This window comes from Brevibacillus migulae (assembly GCF_004521915.1).
GTDB lineage: Bacteria > Bacillota > Bacilli > Brevibacillales > Brevibacillaceae > Brevibacillus_F > Brevibacillus_F migulae.
The window spans coordinates 15,402-35,009 of the sequence record NZ_SDKD01000009.1 but is presented as its reverse complement, the minus strand read 5'-3'; the positions used below and the strand labels follow the sequence as shown (position 1 = coordinate 35,009).

Here is a 19,608-nt window from a genome sequence, read left to right as displayed (position 1 = left end):
GCATAAGATGGTTAGAGCAAGATGAAGTTCGGAGGGATCGCGATCCGCATCGGCCCATCTCCAACAGGGAGGGGCTCATCACTCATGGTGTTGGTCGCGGTATGGATAACTTCATTGGCATCAAATAAATTGATGACTGTAGCCCGTGGCCGATCTGGAGGGTTTTCCATGCCAAAATGACTGTTTTCAGCGGGAATATGCGGAAGGATTTCGGGATTCGTCATAGTGCCGATCTCTGAAATACGATTATCAGCAAGGTTTGTTACAGAAGCCGGTGAATCATCCGGAGTGTTCGCAATCTCGACGGGGTCGTTTCCAACCGGGGTGAGCTCCGCCATTTCCGGATTCGTCTCTGTACTGATTTTGGATGTGGTGTTATCTGCCAACATCAAATTGTCACCAGAGTTTATGAGATAAGCAGTAAAAATGGGGGCAAAAGAAGTTACAGCGGAGATAGGAAATACTCGAGATTGGTCTAAGATGAGCACCCCTTCTTCCACTTCAGTCAAACGACCTTGAATCGGACTAGAATCTCCCTTAATGGTGATTGCAATGATTTGTCCTGTACAGTTTAGCAGGTGGGTACGGAGATTTTGAAAGCTGATGAATTCAGGACTGATTACGGAAGGTCCTGAAATGCCTTGAGGTCCGCTGTGCCCTGAAAGACGGGCGACTTTCGCTCTTTTAGTCTGAAGAAAAGATTTATGGATGACAGTCTTTTTTGCCATTTGACCGCGTTTTTTCTTCTTCCATTTCCAGGAGGCAATTGCTTTTTTCCGATACCGTTTGTTTTTTCTAGCCGAGTATCCCATCTGTCAAACACCCCTCTTGGCAATCATTCCCTCCCATCATACGCACAAACATTTATAGAGGACTAGATATTTACCTAAATTCGGTAATACACGGGAGTCTATTTCAGTCCGCACCTGTTGAGCAGACAGTAGGTGAGGAAATGGAATTTTCTTGCTGGACTGGAGGCAAATCTTTGAACGTTACTCTGAAAGTGGTCAACAGAGACAATTGGCTGGAAGCACTAGCCTTACAGGTATATCCGGATAACGTGACTGCATATCAGTTGTACCGCAGCGTCGGCTTTGTTGACACCGGAGGGTTTATGGGGGATGAGCGGATTCTCATGCTCCCGGTCTCTTCCGCGTAGTCCATACAGCTCGCATAAAAAACAGACACCGGAAACTTTTAGCTGGTGTCTGTTTTTGTATGGCCGGAAAAATATCTATTGGAAAAGTGAAAGATATTCGCATGCTTCTCCGTCTATAGAGTGTCGAGGAGGTGGAACACAATTGATTGAACATACCGGAGCGCGTATTGAGCAGTGGTTCCTCACTTACAGCGATGATGTCTATCGCTTTCTGGTCTATTATACGGGGCGGACGGATATCGACGATCTCGTGCAGGAGACCTTCATTCGTGCTCTGAAGGCGATCCAGTATACAGAGGTTCAGCATCCAAAAACGTGGTTGTTTGCGATAGCCCGCCATGTGGCCATTGATGAAAGGCGGAAAGCAAAGCTGCTTCGCTGGCTGCCGGACATCTTCCTGCAGCATCTGGTCTCCCCCGAAAAAACACCGGAAGAGTCGTTGGAATTGAGCGAGGATAAACGCCTGCTTTATGACATCATCAATCAGTTGAAGAGCTCTTACAGAGACGTGCTGATTTTGCGGGGGATCAAGGGCTTATCCAGCAAGGAGACTGCGGAGGTGTTGGGATGGAGCGAATCGAAAGTGAATATCACGCTGCACAGGGCGCTCAAAGCAGTGAAAAACCATTGGAATGTTCCCGTTTCGGAGGTGATAACAGATGCGGTCACACGATGAACAGTCGACCTGGGAAGAGCTGAAAGATTTCCCGGATCCAATCTTACCATGGGAGCGAAAGCAAGTGATTATCAAAAACATACGTAAAAAACGGAAACAAATGCAAAAGCTAGAACAAGGGAAAAGATATGTGGGATGGGTCACCAACGGGCTCATCACATGCGCCGTGTTATTTGCGTTTATCTGGTTGAAGCCATTCACTCCCCCGGTGAAAACAGAGGCAAGCCAAGCAGCCATCGAACAGGAAGGCCATCCTCTCATCGAGCAAAAATATATAACAGCGGCTCAAAAGGCAATCAAAGCGCTCGGCATTCAAAAGGACTTTCATTTTGTAGAGACGGAGGAAGATGCGGACTACTTTGTTGTCCAGACAAAAAATCGTGAGGCATTGGTATCGTTTAAACCAAATACGACCGAGGTTCGAACAGTCGCTGCGACGATTGCGTTCAATGAGCTGCCGGATAGCTATCAAAAATATGAACAAACGGCACGGAAGGCATCACAAGAAGCAAACCCACATCTACTTTTTCAAACGGTCTATTTCTATAAAGACAGTGAAAAATCTTCCGTATCTTTTCAGGTAGACGATCGTCAGTTTGTCAGAGTCGATCTGAAAACTAATAAGGTCGATGATTTCCACTTATATTTCCGTCCGGATGATGTGGATATAAAGGCTGTGGCCAAAGCGCAACAAGCGTTGTCGCTAGTATCGAATAAAACAGGTTTCTCCTTTACCCATGCAGAAAAATCATCCTATTTGCGTGGGCGAGAAGCAGTGTGGAGGCTCTCCAACACGGAGAGAAATGAGGTAGATTATGACAAATATGCTGTTGAAATCGACGCCAAAACGAACAAGATATATAAAGTACAATATGTAACCGATCTGTATAAAATAAAATCAATCGATGAAGTGATTCCTGTGACAAAACCGCTTGTCAAAAGCATCTTTGGAATCGATACAACCGGATATAAGGCTTATGGAGGAAGGAGTTGGGGAGGCTATTTGCTAAAACGTGAGGGCAGCCCAACAATTACCGTCAGTATTTTCGATTTGAACATTGGAAATGTATACAGCATCAGCATTGAAAAAATTTAAAGCAGTGGAAAAAGAGGGGCGATGTACCCCTCTTTTTTTACCCGATGATCTCTCGCTCTGCAAATATCCGTTTTGCCACAAACATCGCATTCAACACGCGCGGAAACCCGGTATAAGGGCTGCAATGCATGATCGCCTCCACGATTTCCTTTGGAGACAAGCCCACATTGAGCGCTGCATTGATATGTACCGTCAGCTGCGGTTCGCATCCGCCCAAGGTGGTCAGCGAGGCAATCGTGACTAGCTGCCGCTGCTTCAAATCCAATCCTTCCCGGGAGTAAATATCTCCAAAGCCAAACTCAACGACATACCGGCCCAAGTCCGGGGCAATGTCTTTGAGCGACTCGATGACGCGCTGGCCGCCTTCCCCGTCCACTTCCATCAGCTTTTCCCATCCACGTTCATAGCGATCATTTTTCATCTTTCTCGACTCCTTCAATCAATGTGGAAAATCTTGAAAAAATACTACACCCTAGAGCGCACTCTAGAGCAACCCCTTTTTCTGTGGTAGGATAAAAATATGGAAAAACCTCTGACGATCCAACAAATAGCCAATGTCACCGGCCTAAGTGTTCACACTTTGCGCTACTATGAAAAGATGGGGCTGCTGGAAGGCGTGGCCCGCAACGAGCATGGATATCGCCAATATTCCGAGGCGGATTTGTCCTGGATTGATTTTTTGCTCTGTTTGCGCGATTTGGGCATGACCATCAGCGAAATGAAATATTATTCCGATTTGCGCAGCCAAGGCGCGTCAACCCTGAATCCGAGACGCCAATTGCTAGAGGCCCATCATGAAAAGGTAACCACGCAAATCAAAGCGCTGGAGCAAAATCTGCATAAAATCAAGGAGAAAATCATCCTCTACAAACGTTTAGAGGAAGAGGCAGGAAAACAAGCTGACAAAAAATCAGGCGTAGGGAGGCTATCGATCACTTTGACAGTCAAAAAGATTACACCGGAAGAGCTCTATGAAAAAATGAAGAATCAGGAACAGGTGACGCTGCTGGATGTAAGAGCGGAGGAAAAATACAACGACTATCATATCGAGGGCGCTACGGTAGAGAGCCGCAACATCAACAAAACGGAGATTTTTGACCTGGTGGAAAAAGGCGAATCGTCTATCGCAGCTTTGCCAAAAGAAAAAGAAATCATCGTCACCTGCACAACAGGGAATTCGGCGGCCAAGTGTGCGGCCGTTCTATCCGAAAGGCAATACAAGGTTGTTGTGTTGGAGGGTGGCATCACCGCTTGGAAGAATTACATCGCCTCGAAGTAGTGACGACAAAAAAGGGGGAAAAGCTGCATCCGATTGGATCAAGCTTTTCCCCCTCTCCATATTCATCCTTATTGGACAAGGCTTGTGATCTTTTTCTTCTTCCAAGCCAATCGATAGTAACCATATTGCAGGAGTAAGCCAGCGATAAAGGCCGCCGGGTAGCCGATCCATATCCCTTTTAGGTCAAGACTCGAGTAATGGGATAGATAGTAAGCCACAGGTACTTCCACCAACCAGATTGTCATGACACTGATGACGGTTGGCCAGAGGACAGTCCCGCTCGCACGCATGGTCGCGCCAAAAATCATGGAATGGCCAAAAAGCAAATAGCTCCACAGGGTGATCATCAACAGGCTATGGGCAATCGCCAGCGTCGGGGGGCTGGTGAGGAACAAGGATAAAATGGGTTTCGCGAGCACATAGATCAAGGTGATTAAGATCCCGCCGATGACATAGTTCAGCATGACGCCGGCACGGACCACCTGCTGCAGTCGATCCAGCTGCTTGGCTCCGATCGATTGTGCAGCGAAGATCGAGACAGCCATACCCAGACTCACGGCAGGCATGGAAACGTAGCTGACTACCTGATTCACGGCACCATAAGCTGCGGTAGCGTCAGAGCCATACCGATTCACCATGGCGATCAAGACGATCTCCGCCAGCGAGACGAGGATCATATTGATGCTGGACGGAATGCCGAGGCGAAGCAGGAGCTTCAACAATTTCCAATCCATCCGCAGATGCTTGCGAACAGATGCGTCGAATTGGAGCGTATGCTTTGTTTTGCTTAGGTAAACCAAGGTAATGATAAATGTCAGGATGGTCGATATCACGGAAGCATAGGCGGCTCCGTACACATCCAAGCGCGGAAGACCCAGCCAGCCAAAAACCAGAAACGGCAGCAATGCGAGATTCAGTACGGTACTGACAAGGAGGGAGTAAAACGGTGTCTTCGAATCCCCGATTCCACGGATAAACGTGGTGTAGGCGATATATAAAAACAACACAGGCAGGCTCCAAAACAAGATGCGCGCATAATGAACACTCACTGCGAGGATATTTTCCGGTGTGCCCATGAGCTTCATGATATCCCAGGTGAAGATCCCGCCAATCAACGAGACCGCTACCCCCAAAAAGAAGGTAAAGGTCAGGGTCGTACCGACAATCGCTTTTAAGCGCTCCTCATTTCGGGCGCCATGGGCCTGACCGATCAAGATGGAACTGCCTGAACCGATCCCGATCATGAACGAAATCAAGAGAAAAAACAATGGAAAGAAGGACGAGATGGCAGCGAGGGCGTCGACTCCAAGCCAACGACCGACCACGATGCTGCTAACAAATTGACCGATGGATTGCAGTGCATTGCTAAGTAACAGCGGGATGAGAAAGAGAAACATCGCGCGCCATACCGGAGCGTCCGCACCTTTCTTTTTCAGTTCTTGAGCTGATTCCACTTCTCACAACCCTTTTCATGTTTATTTTTCTATTTCCCCGACAGTAGATAATGACGTTGCAAACAGAAAATTGTTACAATAGGCAAAGACTCTTTGAAAATGAAGCGGGCACGGCCATGAGGAGGAAGCGGACACAGATGAACATCCAGTACGAAGTGATATCGGAAGATCGTATTGCGTGCCTGAAGGATTTATGCAATGAATTGATGGCTTATCAAAAATCGAAGGCAGCGATTCGTCCGGAGCTGTTTGACGGCATGAGCTTTGAAACGCGAATGGTCCCCTCGGTCCGAAGCGCCAGTGCCAACCATATCGTCGCGGTCAAAGACGGGGATGAAATCGTGGGCTATGTGTACAGCACTATTGCTCCCAAGGAGACGTATGCGAACGAGTTTGCCACCTTCTTTGACATGGATTCTGTGAAAAAGACGAACGTAGGCTGTCTTTCCCAGTTTTATATCCGGGAAGGGTATCGCCAGCATGGCATCGGGAGCGTTTTATTTGAAAAGGCGATGGAATGGCTGCGTTCCCATGAAGAAATCGATGATTTGTTCATCTACGTATCAAATGGAAATGACGATGCGCTGCGATTCTATCAAAAGAAAGGCTTTCCGGTCAGTCATCAGATACTGGACGGGTTTATTACGGTATTGCGGAATAAAAAATAAGGGCGGCGCTGAAAGCGGATGGGAGAGTGGCATATTTGGCAAAAGTGATCGCAATAGGCGGAGGGTACAACGGCGGAGACTTTGACAAGGAAATCGAGCAAAAAATACGGAGCTTTCTTCCGAAGGATGAGCCAACCGTCATCTTTGTCCCGTACGCCTCGAATGATTTTGAAGACAATTACCGGCAATTTAAGGAGATTTACGAATCGCAAGGGTGCATCGTAAAGCTGCTTGAGCCAGGGAAAGAGAACTTGTTATTACAGGCCGATTTAATCTATCTGGGTCGAGGCTGGACCATTCCCCTATTGAAAAAATTGGATGAAACCAATGCGAAGTCATTTTTGCTGCAAGCTTATGAAAAGGGAGCAATGATCGCGGGTTTTAGCGCCGGTGCCCACGCGTTGTTTACGCTTGCGGGCAGTAACGAAGAAAACATAGGCTATGTGCTGGTAGAAGGATTGAACCTCATTCATGGCTGCATGATTTCTCATTACAACTACACGGATCGGGCAACAGCGTTCCATCGCTTACTGTCCGAACGAAAGCTGAACGGCATCGGATTGGAAGACCATACCATGATGGTGGTAGAAAATGATAGAGCAAAGGTATACTCAACAAAAATCAAAGCCAGCGGGCATATTATCAAAACAGAAGATGATTATTTCACGGTAAAGCCGATCAAAAATGAAGAATTTGTTCTTCCGCTTTAGGAAAGAATTCCGACAGTCTATGCCTTTATTTTGAGGAGGTAGACTGTTTTTTTATATTTGGGGGTACAGGGCTGCGATTGCACTGCCGTAAAGCATGAAAATGTTTTTCCCACGTATACGTATTATGAAGCGACAGGCACCGCATTACTTTTCCATGAAAGGAGAATCGACTTTGTGGAATAGCTCAGGGAATCAAAACAGGCCATTGAATATTTACAGTTACTTCATCGGCTACAATCCGCCCACCTCGGTAAATCCAGTCCCGGAAATGCCGAAGATCGATCACCAAGCGTTCTTAAGTCCGTTTACGTATGTGGTAGGGGATGTCACCATTGAGAGCAATAGCTATATCGGCCCATTCGTCAGCATACGAGCGGATGAGGGGAGTCCTTTTTATATCGGAAGCAACACCAATTTGCAGGACGGTGTCATTCTTCACGGCTTAAAAAACCGATATGTGGAAAGGAACGGGAAAAGGTACTCGATTTTCATCGGAAATCAGGTTTCTTGTGCACATGGTTGCTTGGTCCATGGCCCATGTGCGATTGAAGACGACGTGTTCATCGGCTTCAAGTCGATTGTGTACAATGCGCTGGTAGGGCGAGGCAGCTTCATCGCGACAGGGGCGGTGGTAACCAATGGTGTGGTGCTTCGACCGCACAGCTTTGTGCCGCCGGGCGCAAACATCGATTCACAGGAGAAGGCGGACAGTCTCTCTCCCGTCCCGAAAACAGAGGAGGAGTTCGCGAGGGAGGTACAGCGCGTGAATCAAGAATTTCCCGCGGCTTATTCCTTGCTATTTGGCAAACAGAAGTGCACGTGCGGGCTGTCTTGTTAGAGAGCCGTTCCCTCACATCTGCATCCACCCACTTTTCCGCATTCCTCGAAAACAACGAGATTCGTGTTATCTCCACCCCCTTTCCATCAGAACCAAATCCCGGATTTTTCAACGGTAACGGCATTCTTTTCCGTGCCGTATAACCCACGCATCACCTTGCTCATCCATCCCAGGAAACGAGATATACGTTGATCAACACGATCAGTCGAACGAGCAGCCAACAGCGCGATGGGCCGTCCCGTGCATCCGACGCCAAGATTGCTTCACTTAAGCGCAGCGGTGGAGACTGGCTGGATTTTGGTTGCGGCTAAGGAAATTATCTTTTATAGTGATTTTCAGGGGGTGGTAAAGATGGCAATTACCGATTGCCAGATTGCTTCGTCTCATGCAAAGCCAGGGAATTAGAGGCGATACTTTGCATGGGGCGTGATTTCTTCCTATCGCCCGAAAAGGCTTGTAGGCGTTTCTAATATCCCGGCTTTGCACCTTATTTGGCAAGATCCAATGAAAATAAGGGGCTGAATAAGCATGGGACCATTTATTAGAAACCATGAGTATAACTTTATCAAAAAACAGGCCGGTATCCTGCACCAGGCGTGCAGAACAGTTTCCGATCGAAGCGTGTTGGAATCGGTAAGAAACAGCGCGGTTTTCAAAATCATGGAGCTTTTTCCGGAGGCTTCAGGGGCGCACAAGCAATTGTTGGAGCAGCTTTATGCGTGCAAGGAAACCGAAGATTTTCACAGGTATCTGCGTTCATTGGAACCGTATCTGTGTGAATTTCCGCAAATAACGGATCAACAGATCAAAAAGCTGTTCCCCAAGAACAAGAAGCTCAAGATCCCTGATTTATCCGCGATCGATTATCGATTTGTGACCTATCTCAGCTGGATGGATGTATCTACGAACAAATTGTTCATGGTCTATCCGAAAGAGGGGCAAGTGATTGGCATCGAAGGGAAATTCACTCTTGCCAATAAAAAAAGCTATTGCTTTTTATGCAACAAGACGGGAGAGGTCGGATTATTCACGGCCATTACCAAATCAAGGCCAGCCCATTCGTCACCGGATTATTACAAAGCGATTGGCAATTACATGTGCATGAATGGCCAGGAATGTAACCAAAATATCACCGACTATAAAAAATTGGAAGATTTTCTTGCCAATGTACTAGGGAAACAGATGTAAAAGAAAGAAGGGAGCCGATATTTTCGGCTCCTTTCTTTGTGGCTTGGCTGCGTCCTATACATTTTTCAAGGAGCGCCGCTCAACAGCTCCCGGCATTTTTTCCAACCACCCGTGGTCAATCATGATGTTGGCGCCATCCTCGGAAAATTTGGCTATCTCCATCATCATCCGGCTGTAATCTGCAGCCAGGTCCCTTCTCATTAGCTTATTGATCAAACAATCACAAGACGGAAAAATCATATCTCCTGCAGCCGGAACGGTCATTGCTGTCGAGATCAAAGAATCCTTGTTTAGCAAGGTCTTCATCGGTCAAGACGCCATCATTACCGGCGGCACGCTGGGAACCGAAAAAGTGAAGGCCCGAGTGGTGCGGATGGACCCTGTCGCTCATAATCAGTCAGGAAATGGTCAAGACAAGGTGGCGACCATTACGGTTTACTTGTCGACCGATGCTCCAGCGCAAAAGCTCATTCCAGGTGTGAATGTCGATGTGGATCTAATTGATCAGCGGGCTTTGCTGGCCATTCAAATCCCTTACGATGCCGTATCCCATAATCAACAGGGCGAAAGCTTTGTCTGGAAAGTAACAGAAGACAAGGCCCATCTCGCCAAAGTGGAGACGGGCATCAAGGATGAGCGCAACATTGAAATCAAAAGCGGCCTGCAGCAGGGAGATACCGTTATCCTCAGTCCGTCGGAAGAATTGCAGGAAGGCCAGCCTGTACGAATTACTCCTCAGCCATCAAGTAACTGATATCCATAATGACACCGTCGACCCGTACCAGTTTCCCATCCTCATCAAAAAACGGTCTGGTATAATCGGATACCCACTTGATCTTGCCATTTCGATCGATGATCCGATACTGGTGATGAATCGCTTTTCCCCACATTAATTCTTGTTGCCTTTTCTCGACTGCTTCCAAGTCGATCGGGTGAATGGATTCTCTCCATAAATTGGGGTGAATGATAAATTCGATCTCTGAATAGCCGTAAATTCTTTCGCAAGAAGGGGAGATTTGAAAGACATTCTGCTGGGGAACATCCATCGACCAAAGGCAGACATCGATGCTGTTCATTTTTGCTGATCCGTTCACATGGAAAACTCCTTCGCGTATGGTGGACAACAGCTCCTGCTGTGCTTATCGGAATTTCTTTCTATTTCCATTACCCCTTTTATTTACTGCATAAACGAAAAGAATGGTTCGGAAGGAGGTGGGACAGCATCTGCCATTTTGCAAGGTTCCACAATCGTCCATCCGCATATGATGAAGGAGACTAAGCATAGAGGCAGAGGTGGTCCCCCAGATGATATCCGCCACAGAAGAAATGGAGCAGCTGTTCAGGAAGCTGGTCCCTTTTCAGTCGAAAGAAGATCGCAAGAAAACGATGTCGGAACTGTTGGAAACCACAGAATACAGCAAAAGCTTTCTAACGGCGCTGCGAGAAAGATTTGCTCCGGAAACACAGGAGCATGTATCGATCGTGACCTGTACCAATAAGCCGGATTATATCCGAAACATTTTCCGAAATTACAATTCGCAAGCTTGGGAACATAAAGAACTGATTCTCGTCTTGAACAGCAGCCAGATCGATGTGAAGCAAATTCGCAAAAGGGCGGAAAAATATCCGAACGTGTCCGTATATCAGCTGCCGGAACGCATCTCACTGGGGAACTGCAAAAACTTTGCGGTGAAAAAGGCAGTCCACGACTACATTGCTGTGTTTGATGATGACGATTACTATGCCCCCCAATATTTAGCCGATCTGATGCTCGCCTTTCGCTATACGAATGCGGATATCGTTGGCAAACGCTCTTACTATATCTATCTGGAATCCAGACAGCTTCTCGGGATTCGTCACCCTGGGCAGGAATACAAGTTTTTGGAAGGTGACGAATTTTTTGATGGCGGGAAAAAGATCGTAAAGAAAAAAGTGTTCGAAGAAGTTCAATACCGAAACGTTTCAACAACCGAAGACGTATACTTTTGCGAGGATTGCGCAGAAAAAGGAGTTACCATGTTTTCGGCCGATCGCTTTAACATGGTCTACATGCGAAGAAAAAATAAACGCACCCATACCTGGAAGGAGCATGACAGGAGGATCATCAAGACCTGTTCGGTGATTGGACAGACTGATCAATATAAAGAAAGTGCGATCCTTTGATTCGGCGATCCACTCGGCCACTGGCCTGAGGGATCGCTTTTTTCATGGATGATCAGGACGTAGGCGCGTTTTTCCAATGGGTCAGGGTTGACGGTTGTAGCGCTGCATCTCCATAATCGAGTTGAGTACGCAGCTTGCATCATGAAAAGAGGGTTCGTTGGCATGGCTATCCAAGGTTTGTGGCCAATCACATCTTTGCTTGTGGGTATTGCCGCTACCTATGCGGCGGGACTCCCGCTCTCCCTGGGGGTTGCTTTCTCCATTCTTGTGAGCCTGGTGACAGTGCGAAAGATGGGATATTCCTTCAAGCAACAGTTTCAGTTTGGCTGGGCAGGTGTACAGCAGACAAAGCCTGTATTGTCGATTTTGTTTCTGATCGGATTGTTAATCCCGCTGTTGATGGTGGGAGGGACGATTCCGGCGCTCATTTACTACGGGTTGTCGGTCGTGAATGTGGACTACCTCCTGATCCTTTCATTTCTCCTTGCCTCTGCCATATCCAGCATCCTGGGTACCTCGATGGGAACGCTCAGTACGATTGGTCTGCCGCTCATCGGCATCGCGCATGCCGCGGGGGTTCCATTGGGAATGGTGGCAGGGGCACTGATCTCGGGAGCGATGGTGGGAGAGCGATTTTCGCCGATCTCCAGCAGCAGGCTGTTGACCATGAATACGGTGGAACTGAGCGGCGCCAAGGCAGCATCCCGCATGAACGTGGCAGCGATGGTGGCGGTCATCTTTACCGGATGCTTGTTTTTGATGTTGGATGCCTTGCGAGGAAATGCCGGAGCGACCGATATGATCGCGACTTACCAAAGATTGCTGAAAGAGCAATTGGATGTATCCCTTCCCATGCTTTTTCCGATCGCCTTTCTATTATTGCTGTTCTTGTTTCGTTTGAGAGCAGTGACTGCTTTGATGGGAGGCATCGCTGTCAGTGCAGGAAGTGCGCTTATGCAGCCCTCGGTGGATCTCCATTCGTTGCTCAGCGCCATTCTGGACGGGTACGCCTTGCACTCCGGCACCGCGCTGGATGAAATGGTGCATGGAAAAGGCATCGGTGCCGTGCTGCAGATCCTGGTGCTGATCATTTTTGCAGGCTTTCTGAATGGTATCTTGAATAAAGCCAACCTGGTCGAGCCCATCATTACTCGTCTGATGGGGAAGAGTGCCAGCAGGTCCGCATTGGTTGGAAAGACGGTGCTGCTGTCGCTGGTCGTCGTCATGATCGGCTGCAATCAGACCATACCGATCCTGTTGGTAGGCGCCACGCTGCTCGAGCGGTATCGCGCGCAGCCCAATGGGAGCTGGTTGTTGGGACGCACGCTGCTCGACTCTGCTTTGCTCATGCCGGTCCTCGTTCCATGGAATGGCTTGGCGATGGTGATGGCGGTGACTTTGGGGGTATCCACGGTGGAATCATTGCCTTATTTGCTGTTCCCGATCCTGCTCCCGATTCTCACAATCCTGTTCACCAAGCATTTTGTCCCGATGCAAAAAGAAGCAGCCTCTGCAGCCTGAAAAGAGTCCCCTGTGCAGCCGTAGTAAAACAAAGAAAAGGGAATGATTGGCAGGAAGCTGCTGTATAAATGTGCAAGACAGACACGAAATCGGAAGGAATGGGAAGAGATGGAACGAGACGAATGGAAACAACGATGGACAGAGGTAGACCAATATATCACCGACATGCTGGTTCCGGTGGATCCTGCGCTGGATGCCGCGCTGAAAGCAAATGCGGAAGCGGGACTGCCGGCAATCGACGTGGCTCCGAATCAGGGGAAGCTGCTGCACTTGCTGGCCAAAATTCAAGGGGCCAAAACCATTCTGGAAATCGGTACGCTTGGCGGGTACAGCACGATCTGGCTGGCCCGGGCGCTGCCTGAAGGAGGGCGCTTGATCACACTGGAATATGCGCCGAAGCATGCGGAGGTCGCCCGCGCCAATATCGAGCGCGCCGGCCTAAGCCATGTGGTGGAGGTACGCGTGGGTCTGGCATTGGATTTATTGGAGCAGCTGGCTGCAGAGGGCTGCGGACCTTTTGACCTGATCTTCATCGATGCGGATAAGCCCAATAATCCGGCTTATCTGGAATGGGCGCTCAAGCTGTCCCGGCCCGGAAGCCTCATCATTGGCGACAATGTGGTCCGCGATGGCGAGGTTATTGATGCTTCGAGTGACAACCCAACGATTCAAGGGGTGCGCCGCTTTTATGAACGGCTGAGCACTGATCCGCGGGTAACTGCCACTGCCGTTCAGACCGTAGGCAGCAAAGGGTATGATGGGTTTGCCATCGCACGGGTAAATGGATAAGGCTTGTCGCTTCGGAACTGGAGCAGCGTGAATCCGATGTTTGATTCTCACGCAAATGGGAGACGCTAACCATTACTTAGAGAAGACTCCCGGCAGAGAATGGAACAAGGAGAAAACGTTTATGAACCTGACACCAGAACAGCGCGTCACTTTGCACGGCTTTAACAACCTCACCAAATCATTGAGCTTCAACATGTACGACATATGCTACACCAAGACAAAGGAAGAGCGTGAAGCCTATCTCGCATACATCGACGAGCAGTACAATGCTGATCGGCTCACGAGCATCTTGAAGGGGGTAGCGGACATCATCGGGGCCCATGTGCTCAATATCGCCAAGCAGGACTATGTCCCGCAGGGGGCGAGTGTGGTCTATTTGGTTTCCGAAGGTCCGGTGGTCGAGGTGCCGACGGAGTCGTTTGAGGAATCCCCCGGTCCGCTCCCTGACAACGTCGTCCTCCAGCTGGATAAGAGTCATATCACCGTGCATACGTATCCAGAGTATCATCCAGACGAGGGCATCAGTACATTCCGTGCCGATATCGATGTGTCCACCTGCGGGGAAATTTCACCGCTGAAGGCCCTGAACTTTCTGATCCACTCGTTTGACACGGACATCATGACGATCGATTACCGTGTTCGCGGCTTTACCCGGGATATCAACGGCCATAAGCTGTTTATCGATCATGAAATCAGCTCGATCCAAAATTACATACCGGACGAAGTCAAAGACTTGTATCAGATGATTGACGTCAACGTGTATCAGGAAAATATATTCCATACCAAATGCAAGCTGCGGGCATTTGACTTGAACAATTATTTGTTCGGCCATACGAAAGATGAGCTGGATCCCGAGGAACAACAGGAGATTACGGAACGGCTCATATCGGAAATGGATGAAATTTTTTACGGCAAAAATATCGTGATGGCGGGGAATTAGGTTCTCCGCTCAATCATCAGCACCCGTTCTTCCTTTCCGGAGCGGGTGTTTTTGTACTATACTGTTGCTCATACCAGCCAAATGGCAGATAGTCAGGTGAAAAGACATGAGTACCCACATGGAAGCCCCCAGATTGGCAGTAGGGGCAGTCATCATAAATGAGCACAATGAAATGCTGATGGTTTGGCGGAATCGCAAACCTGAGAAAGATACATGGAGTATCCCCGGAGGAAAGGTGGAGCTGTATGAAACTTTGGAGCAATGCGTCGTACGGGAAGTGAAGGAAGAAGTAAATCTCGATGTTGAGGTGAAAGGCCTGCTCTGCATAGCGGAAACCGTACAACCCGAAAATGAGGAGCACTGGGTATCTGCCATCTATGAGGTGGAAATCAAAGGCGGGGTAGCCCGGAATATGGAGGAGGGTGGAGCGATTGGCGATTTGCGCTGGTTTCCCTTGTCCCAGCTTCCAGGCAGCATCGCTTGTTTCACCATACCCGCGATTGAGCAATTGAAAAAAAGAGTCTGGTAAAGATAGTCGAATGCTCCGGAACACTTTGATACGTCCGTAATATGATGGTAGCAAAACAGATATTATTCATCACATTCATGTAAGCGCTGCCACCATAAGAGAGGAAGTGTGTCGGAATGTTCTGGATCGTCTGGGCAATAGTCGGGGTAGTTGTCTGGGCTGGCATGAGCTATCTCGTGTCAGGAGAGGTTGGCGGAAAAGGCTGGTGGGCTTCGCTGATCGCTGCGCTTTTGGGCACATGGCTGGGGGATCTGGTGCTGGGAGATTGGCTCTGGATGCTGGCTGGTTTCAATGTGTTCGCAGGTGCGATCGGCGGCATCGTGCTCACTTGGCTGTGGAGCATGGTCAGTAAAAGCCGGAGTAGCTGAGAAAAAGATAGAAGCTGCGTTTCGAATGAAGCGCAGCTTTTTTTTTTGATTTTTTTCAGCCACGTAAGGAAGGGAAGAGAGGGACGGGCGGTGTCTTTGTCACACCTACCAAGGTGGAGCTGCCAGTAACGGTACAAGCTTGTCGCGCAACCTCTACGTATGAATAGGCTTCCTCGAAACTTTTGCGTGACGTACCGTTTTTGGCAGCGGAACCGGACAGTATCTACCCCCTAGTGGGTGTGGCAAGAACGCAGCACCGCCCTCTCTTCCCTTCCCTCACCACAATGTTTGCACAAAAAAGACTACGCCAAAAGTCCGACGTAGTCAGTTCCTTTATAGACGCAATAGCGACATATCGAATGCGGGAACGAGGCCTTCTTTTGCAGCGCGGCCGAGCAGTGCTTCAATCGCCGCATAGCCGTCCTCACCCAGATTGGCCGTAAACTCATTCACATACAGCTCAATGTGCGCTTTGGCAACCTCAGGGTCCATCTCTTGCGCATGCGCCATCACATATTCTTTCGATGCTTCCGGATGTGCCCATGCATACTCGACCGATTGGCGAATCCAGCCTGAGATCGCTTGCAGGTCGAGTGATCGCCGCGCGATAATGGCGCCTAACGGAATCGGCAGACCGGTATCCGCTTCCCACCAGTTCCCCAAGTCCGTCAGCAGGGTAAGACCATAGGTCGGATAAGTAAAGCGCGCTTCGTGAATGACAAGTCCAGCATCAATCTTGCCATCGCGAACAGCAGGCATGATCTCATGGAATGGCATGATCACGATTTCGCCGACACCGCCGGGAACGTTTTGCGCGGCCCAGAGACGGAACAAAAGATATGCGGTGGAGCGATCGCTTGGAACTGCCACACGTTTACCAGCCAAGGAAGCGGGATCAGCGGCTTCTTTGGATAGCACCAAAGGGCCGCAGCCTCTGCCCAGGGCACCCCCGCATGGAAGCAAAGCGTATTCCGAGAGGACCCACGGAAGTGCGGCATAGGAGATCTTCAGCACTTCCGGCCCTTCGCCGCGAGCTGCAAGGCCATTCGTAATGTTGATGTCGGCATACATCACATCAAGCTGTGGTGCGCCAGGGACAAGCCCATGCGCCCAAGCGTGGAAAACAAATGTATCGTTGGGACAAGGAGAATAAGCAATTTTCATCATAACACCTCCGCTAATACTGTGCTTGCTGCTTCTAAGGCTTTCAGGGCATCGGGAATTCGCCACGCCGCCCGGTCGCGAGGTCCCACCGAGTTGGAGATTGCGCGGATTTCCATGACAGGTACGCCATGCTGGCTTGCGGCGGTCGCTGCGCCGAATCCTTCCATGGCTTCCGCAGCTGCGCCAGGTATGCGTGTGGCTAATTCCTCTGCGGTAGCGGCAGTGCCTGTTACCGTAGATAACGTGAGGATAGGCCCCATGCTAACGATCAGCCCTGCCGCTTGCAAGGCTTCCGTCACGCGCGCTGCCAGATTTGTATCCACACCAACGCGAGCAGAGCCAAAACCCAGCTCGTCCAGGCTTAAAAAGCCATCGGGGGTCTGCGCACCCAAATCCGCGGCGACAATTTCACTTGCCACAACCAGCGTGCCGATGTCAGCTTTGCCAACAAAGCCGCCCGCAATCCCGGCGTTCACGACCAGATCGTAGCGGGCTGTCGCCAGAGCTGTGGCTGTGCTTGCTGCCATCGTGACCGGACCCACGCCTCCCACTCGAACATCAAACCTGCTGTCGCCATGAAGACCTCGCAAGACCGCGTCTCTTTCTACGCCAACCGAGGTCATGACAAGTATGCGTTTTTCCGGTGTAGACCGTAAATCGGCAGGTTTGCCTACGTTACTCATCTCTTGCATGATTGACAAGCTCCTTTACTAAGAAATCACGAGTTCACACGATGGGAAGCATTCCATCTTCAAAGGTATCGCTAACTTTCTTCTGTGTAAAGAGGGGGAAGGGCATCCTTTTATTTAATTAATAAAAAATGATAAATAGTAGTAAGGATACTGATTTTCCTTGCACTTTACTAACGAATCAATTACATATTTTGCATATATGCCCATATAATAACTTGCTAATTCCGCTGGATAGGTTTACTATCTTTGTTTATCGGAGTAAAAAGTAGTTCTATAGGAGTTATCTTTCTGGTGGCAATAGGCTTTTATGAGGAAAACAGGTGCAACAGAATCAACAAAGGAACAGAGGAGTGTACAATCATGATGAAGTGGATGGGAGGGAGAGTCAGTGCATCGGTCACAACCAAATTAGTCGTTCTGCTCGTACTAATTTCGTTGTTGCCGCTTATTTTTACGTCTCTGACTCTGACCAATTATTCGACAGATACTACAACTTTAGAAGCACAAGAAAAGCAAATTAGTCTGGCCCAATCGAACGCCAAAAATATTGATTATTTGATTCAGCATAAAATTGATACGGTTCAGGAAATCATCAAACTTCATCCGGAATTTAAAAAGGGAGACACGCAGTACATCTTATCCATATTGAAGCAAATCGGCGAAGTTGACAAAGAAATCGAATACTTTGCCTATGTCGATAAAAATGCGCTGAGCACCAACTGGGAAGGCAAAACTTCGAATGTAGCAGACAGGGATTACTTCATCAAGGCGAAGGAAACCAGGAAGCCCGCGATTAGCGACTTGCTGGTGAACAAAAAAACAGGCGGATTTATTATCGTCTTGGCAATCCCTCTCCTGGACGGCGACACATTTTTGGGAACGATCAACTGTACGCTGAATCCGGCTTCCTTCGCGAGATATTCCAGTGATATCAAAACAGGTGAAACCGGATTATCCTACATTTGGTCGAATGCGGGGACCTTCATTACACACCCCAAAAAGACCCATATCGGGAAAACCATGAACGACATTTTTACGCCTGATCAAGTACAAGCCTTCAAAGACACCGTATTTGCAAATGACAGCGGAACGATGGAATTTATCAATTCCGAGGGGATTCCGAAAATGTCAGCCTATAGCACCGTCCCTTCTACCGGATGGAAGGTCATGGTCACTATGGACACCAGTGAGGTTTATTCAGAAGTGACCGATTTCGTGAATATCTCTGTTGTCATCGTGATCGCGGCTAGTGTGCTCGTGGCCCTGATTTCTTGGTATATCGGCCGACGTGTAGCAAAACCGCTCCGGGTACTGGCGGACGGCTTGAAGCAGGTGGCCACCGGTGATCTGACCGTGCGGGTTCATCCGAAATCCCGCGATGAAATCGGGCAAATTTATCAAAATATGAATATCATGCTCGATTCGATGAATGCGATGATCGATCAAGTGAACCAATCGGCTCAGCTTGTCGCTTCCTCATCCGAGCAGTTAACGTCCATTTCGGCGACAAACGTAGAAACCTCCCGAAAAGTCAGCCAAGCGATTCAAAGCGTGGTAACCGGTGCCGAGACGCAAAACCAAGCAGCTCAGCAAAACACTGCTGCGATGGAAGAAATGACAGCGGGGATTATGAGAATTGCGGAATCCGCCGCCATTGTTTCCGACACGACGACCAGCACGACTGCCGAGGTACAACAGGGGAATGAGGCAGTAAAAGATGCAGTAAGGCAAATGAATGCGATCCAAACGTCTGTGAAGCATACGTCAGAGGAAATTGCGATCTTGGGTGAATTATCTTCAAAGATCGGTGAAATCGTGACGGTGATCAGTGACATTGCCAGCCAGACGCAGATGCTGTCGCTGAATGCATCGATCGAAGCAGCACGTGCGGGGGAACATGGAAAGGGCTTCGCGGTAGTCGCCAACGAAGTCAAAAAGCTTGCGGAACAATCGAATCAATCTGCGGCAAATATTGCGCAGCTGATCAGTGAAGTGCAGGGAACAACAAATAAAGCGATACAGGCGATGAACGAAGGCACGACGGTGGTCGAGCAGGGTACTCAGATCATGAATCACGTGGGCGAAGTGTTTGAAACCATCTATTCCTCCGTCCAGCATATATCTGATCAGATCCGGGATATTTCTGCCGCGTCGGAGCAGATTTCTGCAGGAACGCAGGAAGTGACCTCCTCCATGGCCAATATGGCAGGGGTCATCAATCACTCTTTGTCCCATGCACAATCCATCGACGCTTCCTCACAGGAACAGCTCGCTTCGATGGAACAACTATCCGCATCCAGCGAGTCGCTTCGCACGATGGCCAAAGAGCTGCAAGAAACGCTTTCCAAATTTACGACCAAATAACCGAAAAAAA

General features: G+C 48.9%; 23 protein-coding genes. 16 read left to right on the top strand and 7 right to left on the bottom strand.

The window, feature by feature from the left end; translation table 11 throughout:
• Positions 1-11: 11 nt before the first annotated feature.
• A complete protein-coding gene (locus EIZ37_RS12050; protein WP_134684861.1) occupies positions 12-812 on the bottom strand; it encodes a YncE family protein in 801 nt (266 codons plus the stop codon).
• A 173-nt stretch (positions 813-985) separates the two neighbouring features.
• On the opposite strand from EIZ37_RS12050, the gene EIZ37_RS25930 reads away from it, so the two are divergent.
• The 3 genes from EIZ37_RS25930 (at position 986) to EIZ37_RS12040 (ending at position 2,931) form a co-directional block, all read left to right on the top strand.
• A complete protein-coding gene (locus EIZ37_RS25930) occupies positions 986-1,159 on the top strand; it encodes an N-acetyltransferase (RefSeq protein WP_167568817.1) in 174 nt (57 codons plus the stop codon).
• Positions 1,160-1,301: 142 nt separating this feature from the next.
• Positions 1,302-1,835 (top strand): RNA polymerase sigma factor, encoded by a 534-nt coding sequence (locus tag EIZ37_RS12045; protein ID WP_134684860.1) that lies wholly within the window; start codon positions 1,302-1,304, stop codon positions 1,833-1,835.
• Positions 1,819-2,931, top strand: coding sequence for a hypothetical protein (locus EIZ37_RS12040; protein ID WP_235827977.1), 1,113 nt, complete (start codon positions 1,819-1,821; stop codon positions 2,929-2,931). The genes EIZ37_RS12045 and EIZ37_RS12040 overlap by 17 nt, the downstream gene beginning before the upstream one ends.
• Before the next feature lie 37 nt (positions 2,932-2,968).
• Here EIZ37_RS12040 and EIZ37_RS12035 read toward each other — a convergent pair whose 3' ends face one another.
• Entirely contained in the window at positions 2,969-3,352 is a 384-nt protein-coding gene (locus EIZ37_RS12035; RefSeq protein ID WP_134684859.1) for a carboxymuconolactone decarboxylase family protein, read from the bottom strand.
• 99 nt (positions 3,353-3,451) lie between these two features.
• On the opposite strand from EIZ37_RS12035, the gene EIZ37_RS26635 reads away from it, so the two are divergent.
• Complete coding sequence (locus EIZ37_RS26635; RefSeq protein ID WP_328591353.1) at positions 3,452-4,210, top strand: rhodanese-like domain-containing protein; 759 nt, start codon at positions 3,452-3,454, stop codon at positions 4,208-4,210.
• Positions 4,211-4,278: 68 nt separating this feature from the next.
• On the opposite strand, the gene EIZ37_RS12020 is transcribed toward EIZ37_RS26635, so the two are convergent.
• Positions 4,279-5,607, bottom strand: a complete 1,329-nt coding sequence (locus tag EIZ37_RS12020; protein ID WP_134685002.1) for an MATE family efflux transporter — start codon at positions 5,605-5,607, stop codon at positions 4,279-4,281.
• Between the two features lie 194 nt (positions 5,608-5,801).
• On the opposite strand from EIZ37_RS12020, the gene EIZ37_RS12015 reads away from it, so the two are divergent.
• From EIZ37_RS12015 to EIZ37_RS12000, 4 genes are all read left to right on the top strand, one after another.
• On the top strand, positions 5,802-6,332 hold the full coding sequence (locus tag EIZ37_RS12015; protein ID WP_134684858.1) for a GNAT family N-acetyltransferase: 531 nt from the start codon (positions 5,802-5,804) through the stop codon (positions 6,330-6,332).
• Between the two features lie 44 nt (positions 6,333-6,376).
• Positions 6,377-7,042, top strand: coding sequence for a Type 1 glutamine amidotransferase-like domain-containing protein (locus EIZ37_RS12010; protein WP_235827991.1), 666 nt, complete (start codon positions 6,377-6,379; stop codon positions 7,040-7,042).
• 172 nt (positions 7,043-7,214) lie between these two features.
• Positions 7,215-7,880 (top strand): LbetaH domain-containing protein, encoded by a 666-nt coding sequence (locus EIZ37_RS12005; RefSeq protein WP_235827975.1) that lies wholly within the window; start codon positions 7,215-7,217, stop codon positions 7,878-7,880.
• Positions 7,881-8,408: 528 nt separating this feature from the next.
• The gene (locus EIZ37_RS12000; RefSeq protein ID WP_134684856.1) at positions 8,409-9,068 is read left to right on the top strand and encodes a FusB/FusC family EF-G-binding protein; all 660 of its coding nucleotides are present in this window, start codon (positions 8,409-8,411) and stop codon (positions 9,066-9,068) included.
• Positions 9,069-9,122: 54 nt separating this feature from the next.
• On the opposite strand, the gene EIZ37_RS11995 is transcribed toward EIZ37_RS12000, so the two are convergent.
• Positions 9,123-9,374 (bottom strand): DUF3231 family protein, encoded by a 252-nt coding sequence (locus EIZ37_RS11995; RefSeq protein WP_134684855.1) that lies wholly within the window; start codon positions 9,372-9,374, stop codon positions 9,123-9,125.
• Here EIZ37_RS11995 and EIZ37_RS11990 point away from each other — a divergent pair.
• Entirely contained in the window at positions 9,355-9,822 is a 468-nt protein-coding gene (locus tag EIZ37_RS11990; protein ID WP_134684854.1) for an efflux RND transporter periplasmic adaptor subunit, read from the top strand. The genes EIZ37_RS11995 and EIZ37_RS11990 overlap by 20 nt on opposite strands.
• On the opposite strand, the gene EIZ37_RS11985 is transcribed toward EIZ37_RS11990, so the two are convergent.
• A complete protein-coding gene (locus EIZ37_RS11985) occupies positions 9,797-10,162 on the bottom strand; it encodes a PAS domain-containing protein (RefSeq protein WP_134684853.1) in 366 nt (121 codons plus the stop codon). The two genes, EIZ37_RS11990 and EIZ37_RS11985, sit on opposite strands and share 26 nt — an antisense overlap.
• Positions 10,163-10,373: 211 nt before the next feature.
• Here EIZ37_RS11985 and EIZ37_RS11980 point away from each other — a divergent pair, with 211 nt between their 5' ends.
• The 6 genes from EIZ37_RS11980 to EIZ37_RS11955 all read left to right on the top strand — a co-directional run bounded on the left by EIZ37_RS11980 (position 10,374) and on the right by EIZ37_RS11955 (position 15,378).
• Entirely contained in the window at positions 10,374-11,231 is an 858-nt protein-coding gene (locus EIZ37_RS11980) for a glycosyltransferase (RefSeq protein WP_134684852.1), read from the top strand.
• A gap of 162 nt (positions 11,232-11,393) precedes the next feature.
• Complete coding sequence (locus EIZ37_RS11975; RefSeq protein ID WP_134684851.1) at positions 11,394-12,752, top strand: Na+/H+ antiporter NhaC family protein; 1,359 nt, start codon at positions 11,394-11,396, stop codon at positions 12,750-12,752.
• A gap of 108 nt (positions 12,753-12,860) precedes the next feature.
• On the top strand, positions 12,861-13,541 hold the full coding sequence (locus tag EIZ37_RS11970; RefSeq protein ID WP_134684850.1) for an O-methyltransferase: 681 nt from the start codon (positions 12,861-12,863) through the stop codon (positions 13,539-13,541).
• Between the two features lie 121 nt (positions 13,542-13,662).
• A complete protein-coding gene (gene speD / locus EIZ37_RS11965; protein WP_134684849.1) occupies positions 13,663-14,481 on the top strand; it encodes an adenosylmethionine decarboxylase in 819 nt (272 codons plus the stop codon).
• Between the two features lie 106 nt (positions 14,482-14,587).
• Positions 14,588-15,010 (top strand): NUDIX domain-containing protein, encoded by a 423-nt coding sequence (locus tag EIZ37_RS11960; RefSeq protein WP_134684848.1) that lies wholly within the window; start codon positions 14,588-14,590, stop codon positions 15,008-15,010.
• A gap of 116 nt (positions 15,011-15,126) precedes the next feature.
• Complete coding sequence (locus EIZ37_RS11955) at positions 15,127-15,378, top strand: hypothetical protein (protein ID WP_134684847.1); 252 nt, start codon at positions 15,127-15,129, stop codon at positions 15,376-15,378.
• Positions 15,379-15,711: 333 nt separating this feature from the next.
• Here EIZ37_RS11955 and EIZ37_RS11950 read toward each other — a convergent pair whose 3' ends face one another.
• Positions 15,712-16,542 (bottom strand): 1,4-dihydroxy-6-naphthoate synthase, encoded by an 831-nt coding sequence (locus EIZ37_RS11950; protein ID WP_134684846.1) that lies wholly within the window; start codon positions 16,540-16,542, stop codon positions 15,712-15,714.
• Entirely contained in the window at positions 16,542-17,234 is a 693-nt protein-coding gene (locus EIZ37_RS11945; protein WP_235827973.1) for a futalosine hydrolase, read from the bottom strand. The genes EIZ37_RS11950 and EIZ37_RS11945 overlap by 1 nt, the downstream gene beginning before the upstream one ends.
• Before the next feature lie 360 nt (positions 17,235-17,594).
• Here EIZ37_RS11945 and EIZ37_RS11940 point away from each other — a divergent pair, with 360 nt between their 5' ends.
• Positions 17,595-19,598: a methyl-accepting chemotaxis protein gene (locus EIZ37_RS11940; protein WP_134684845.1), complete on the top strand. Its 2,004-nt coding sequence runs from the start codon at positions 17,595-17,597 to the stop codon at positions 19,596-19,598.
• Positions 19,599-19,608 lie beyond the last annotated feature (10 nt).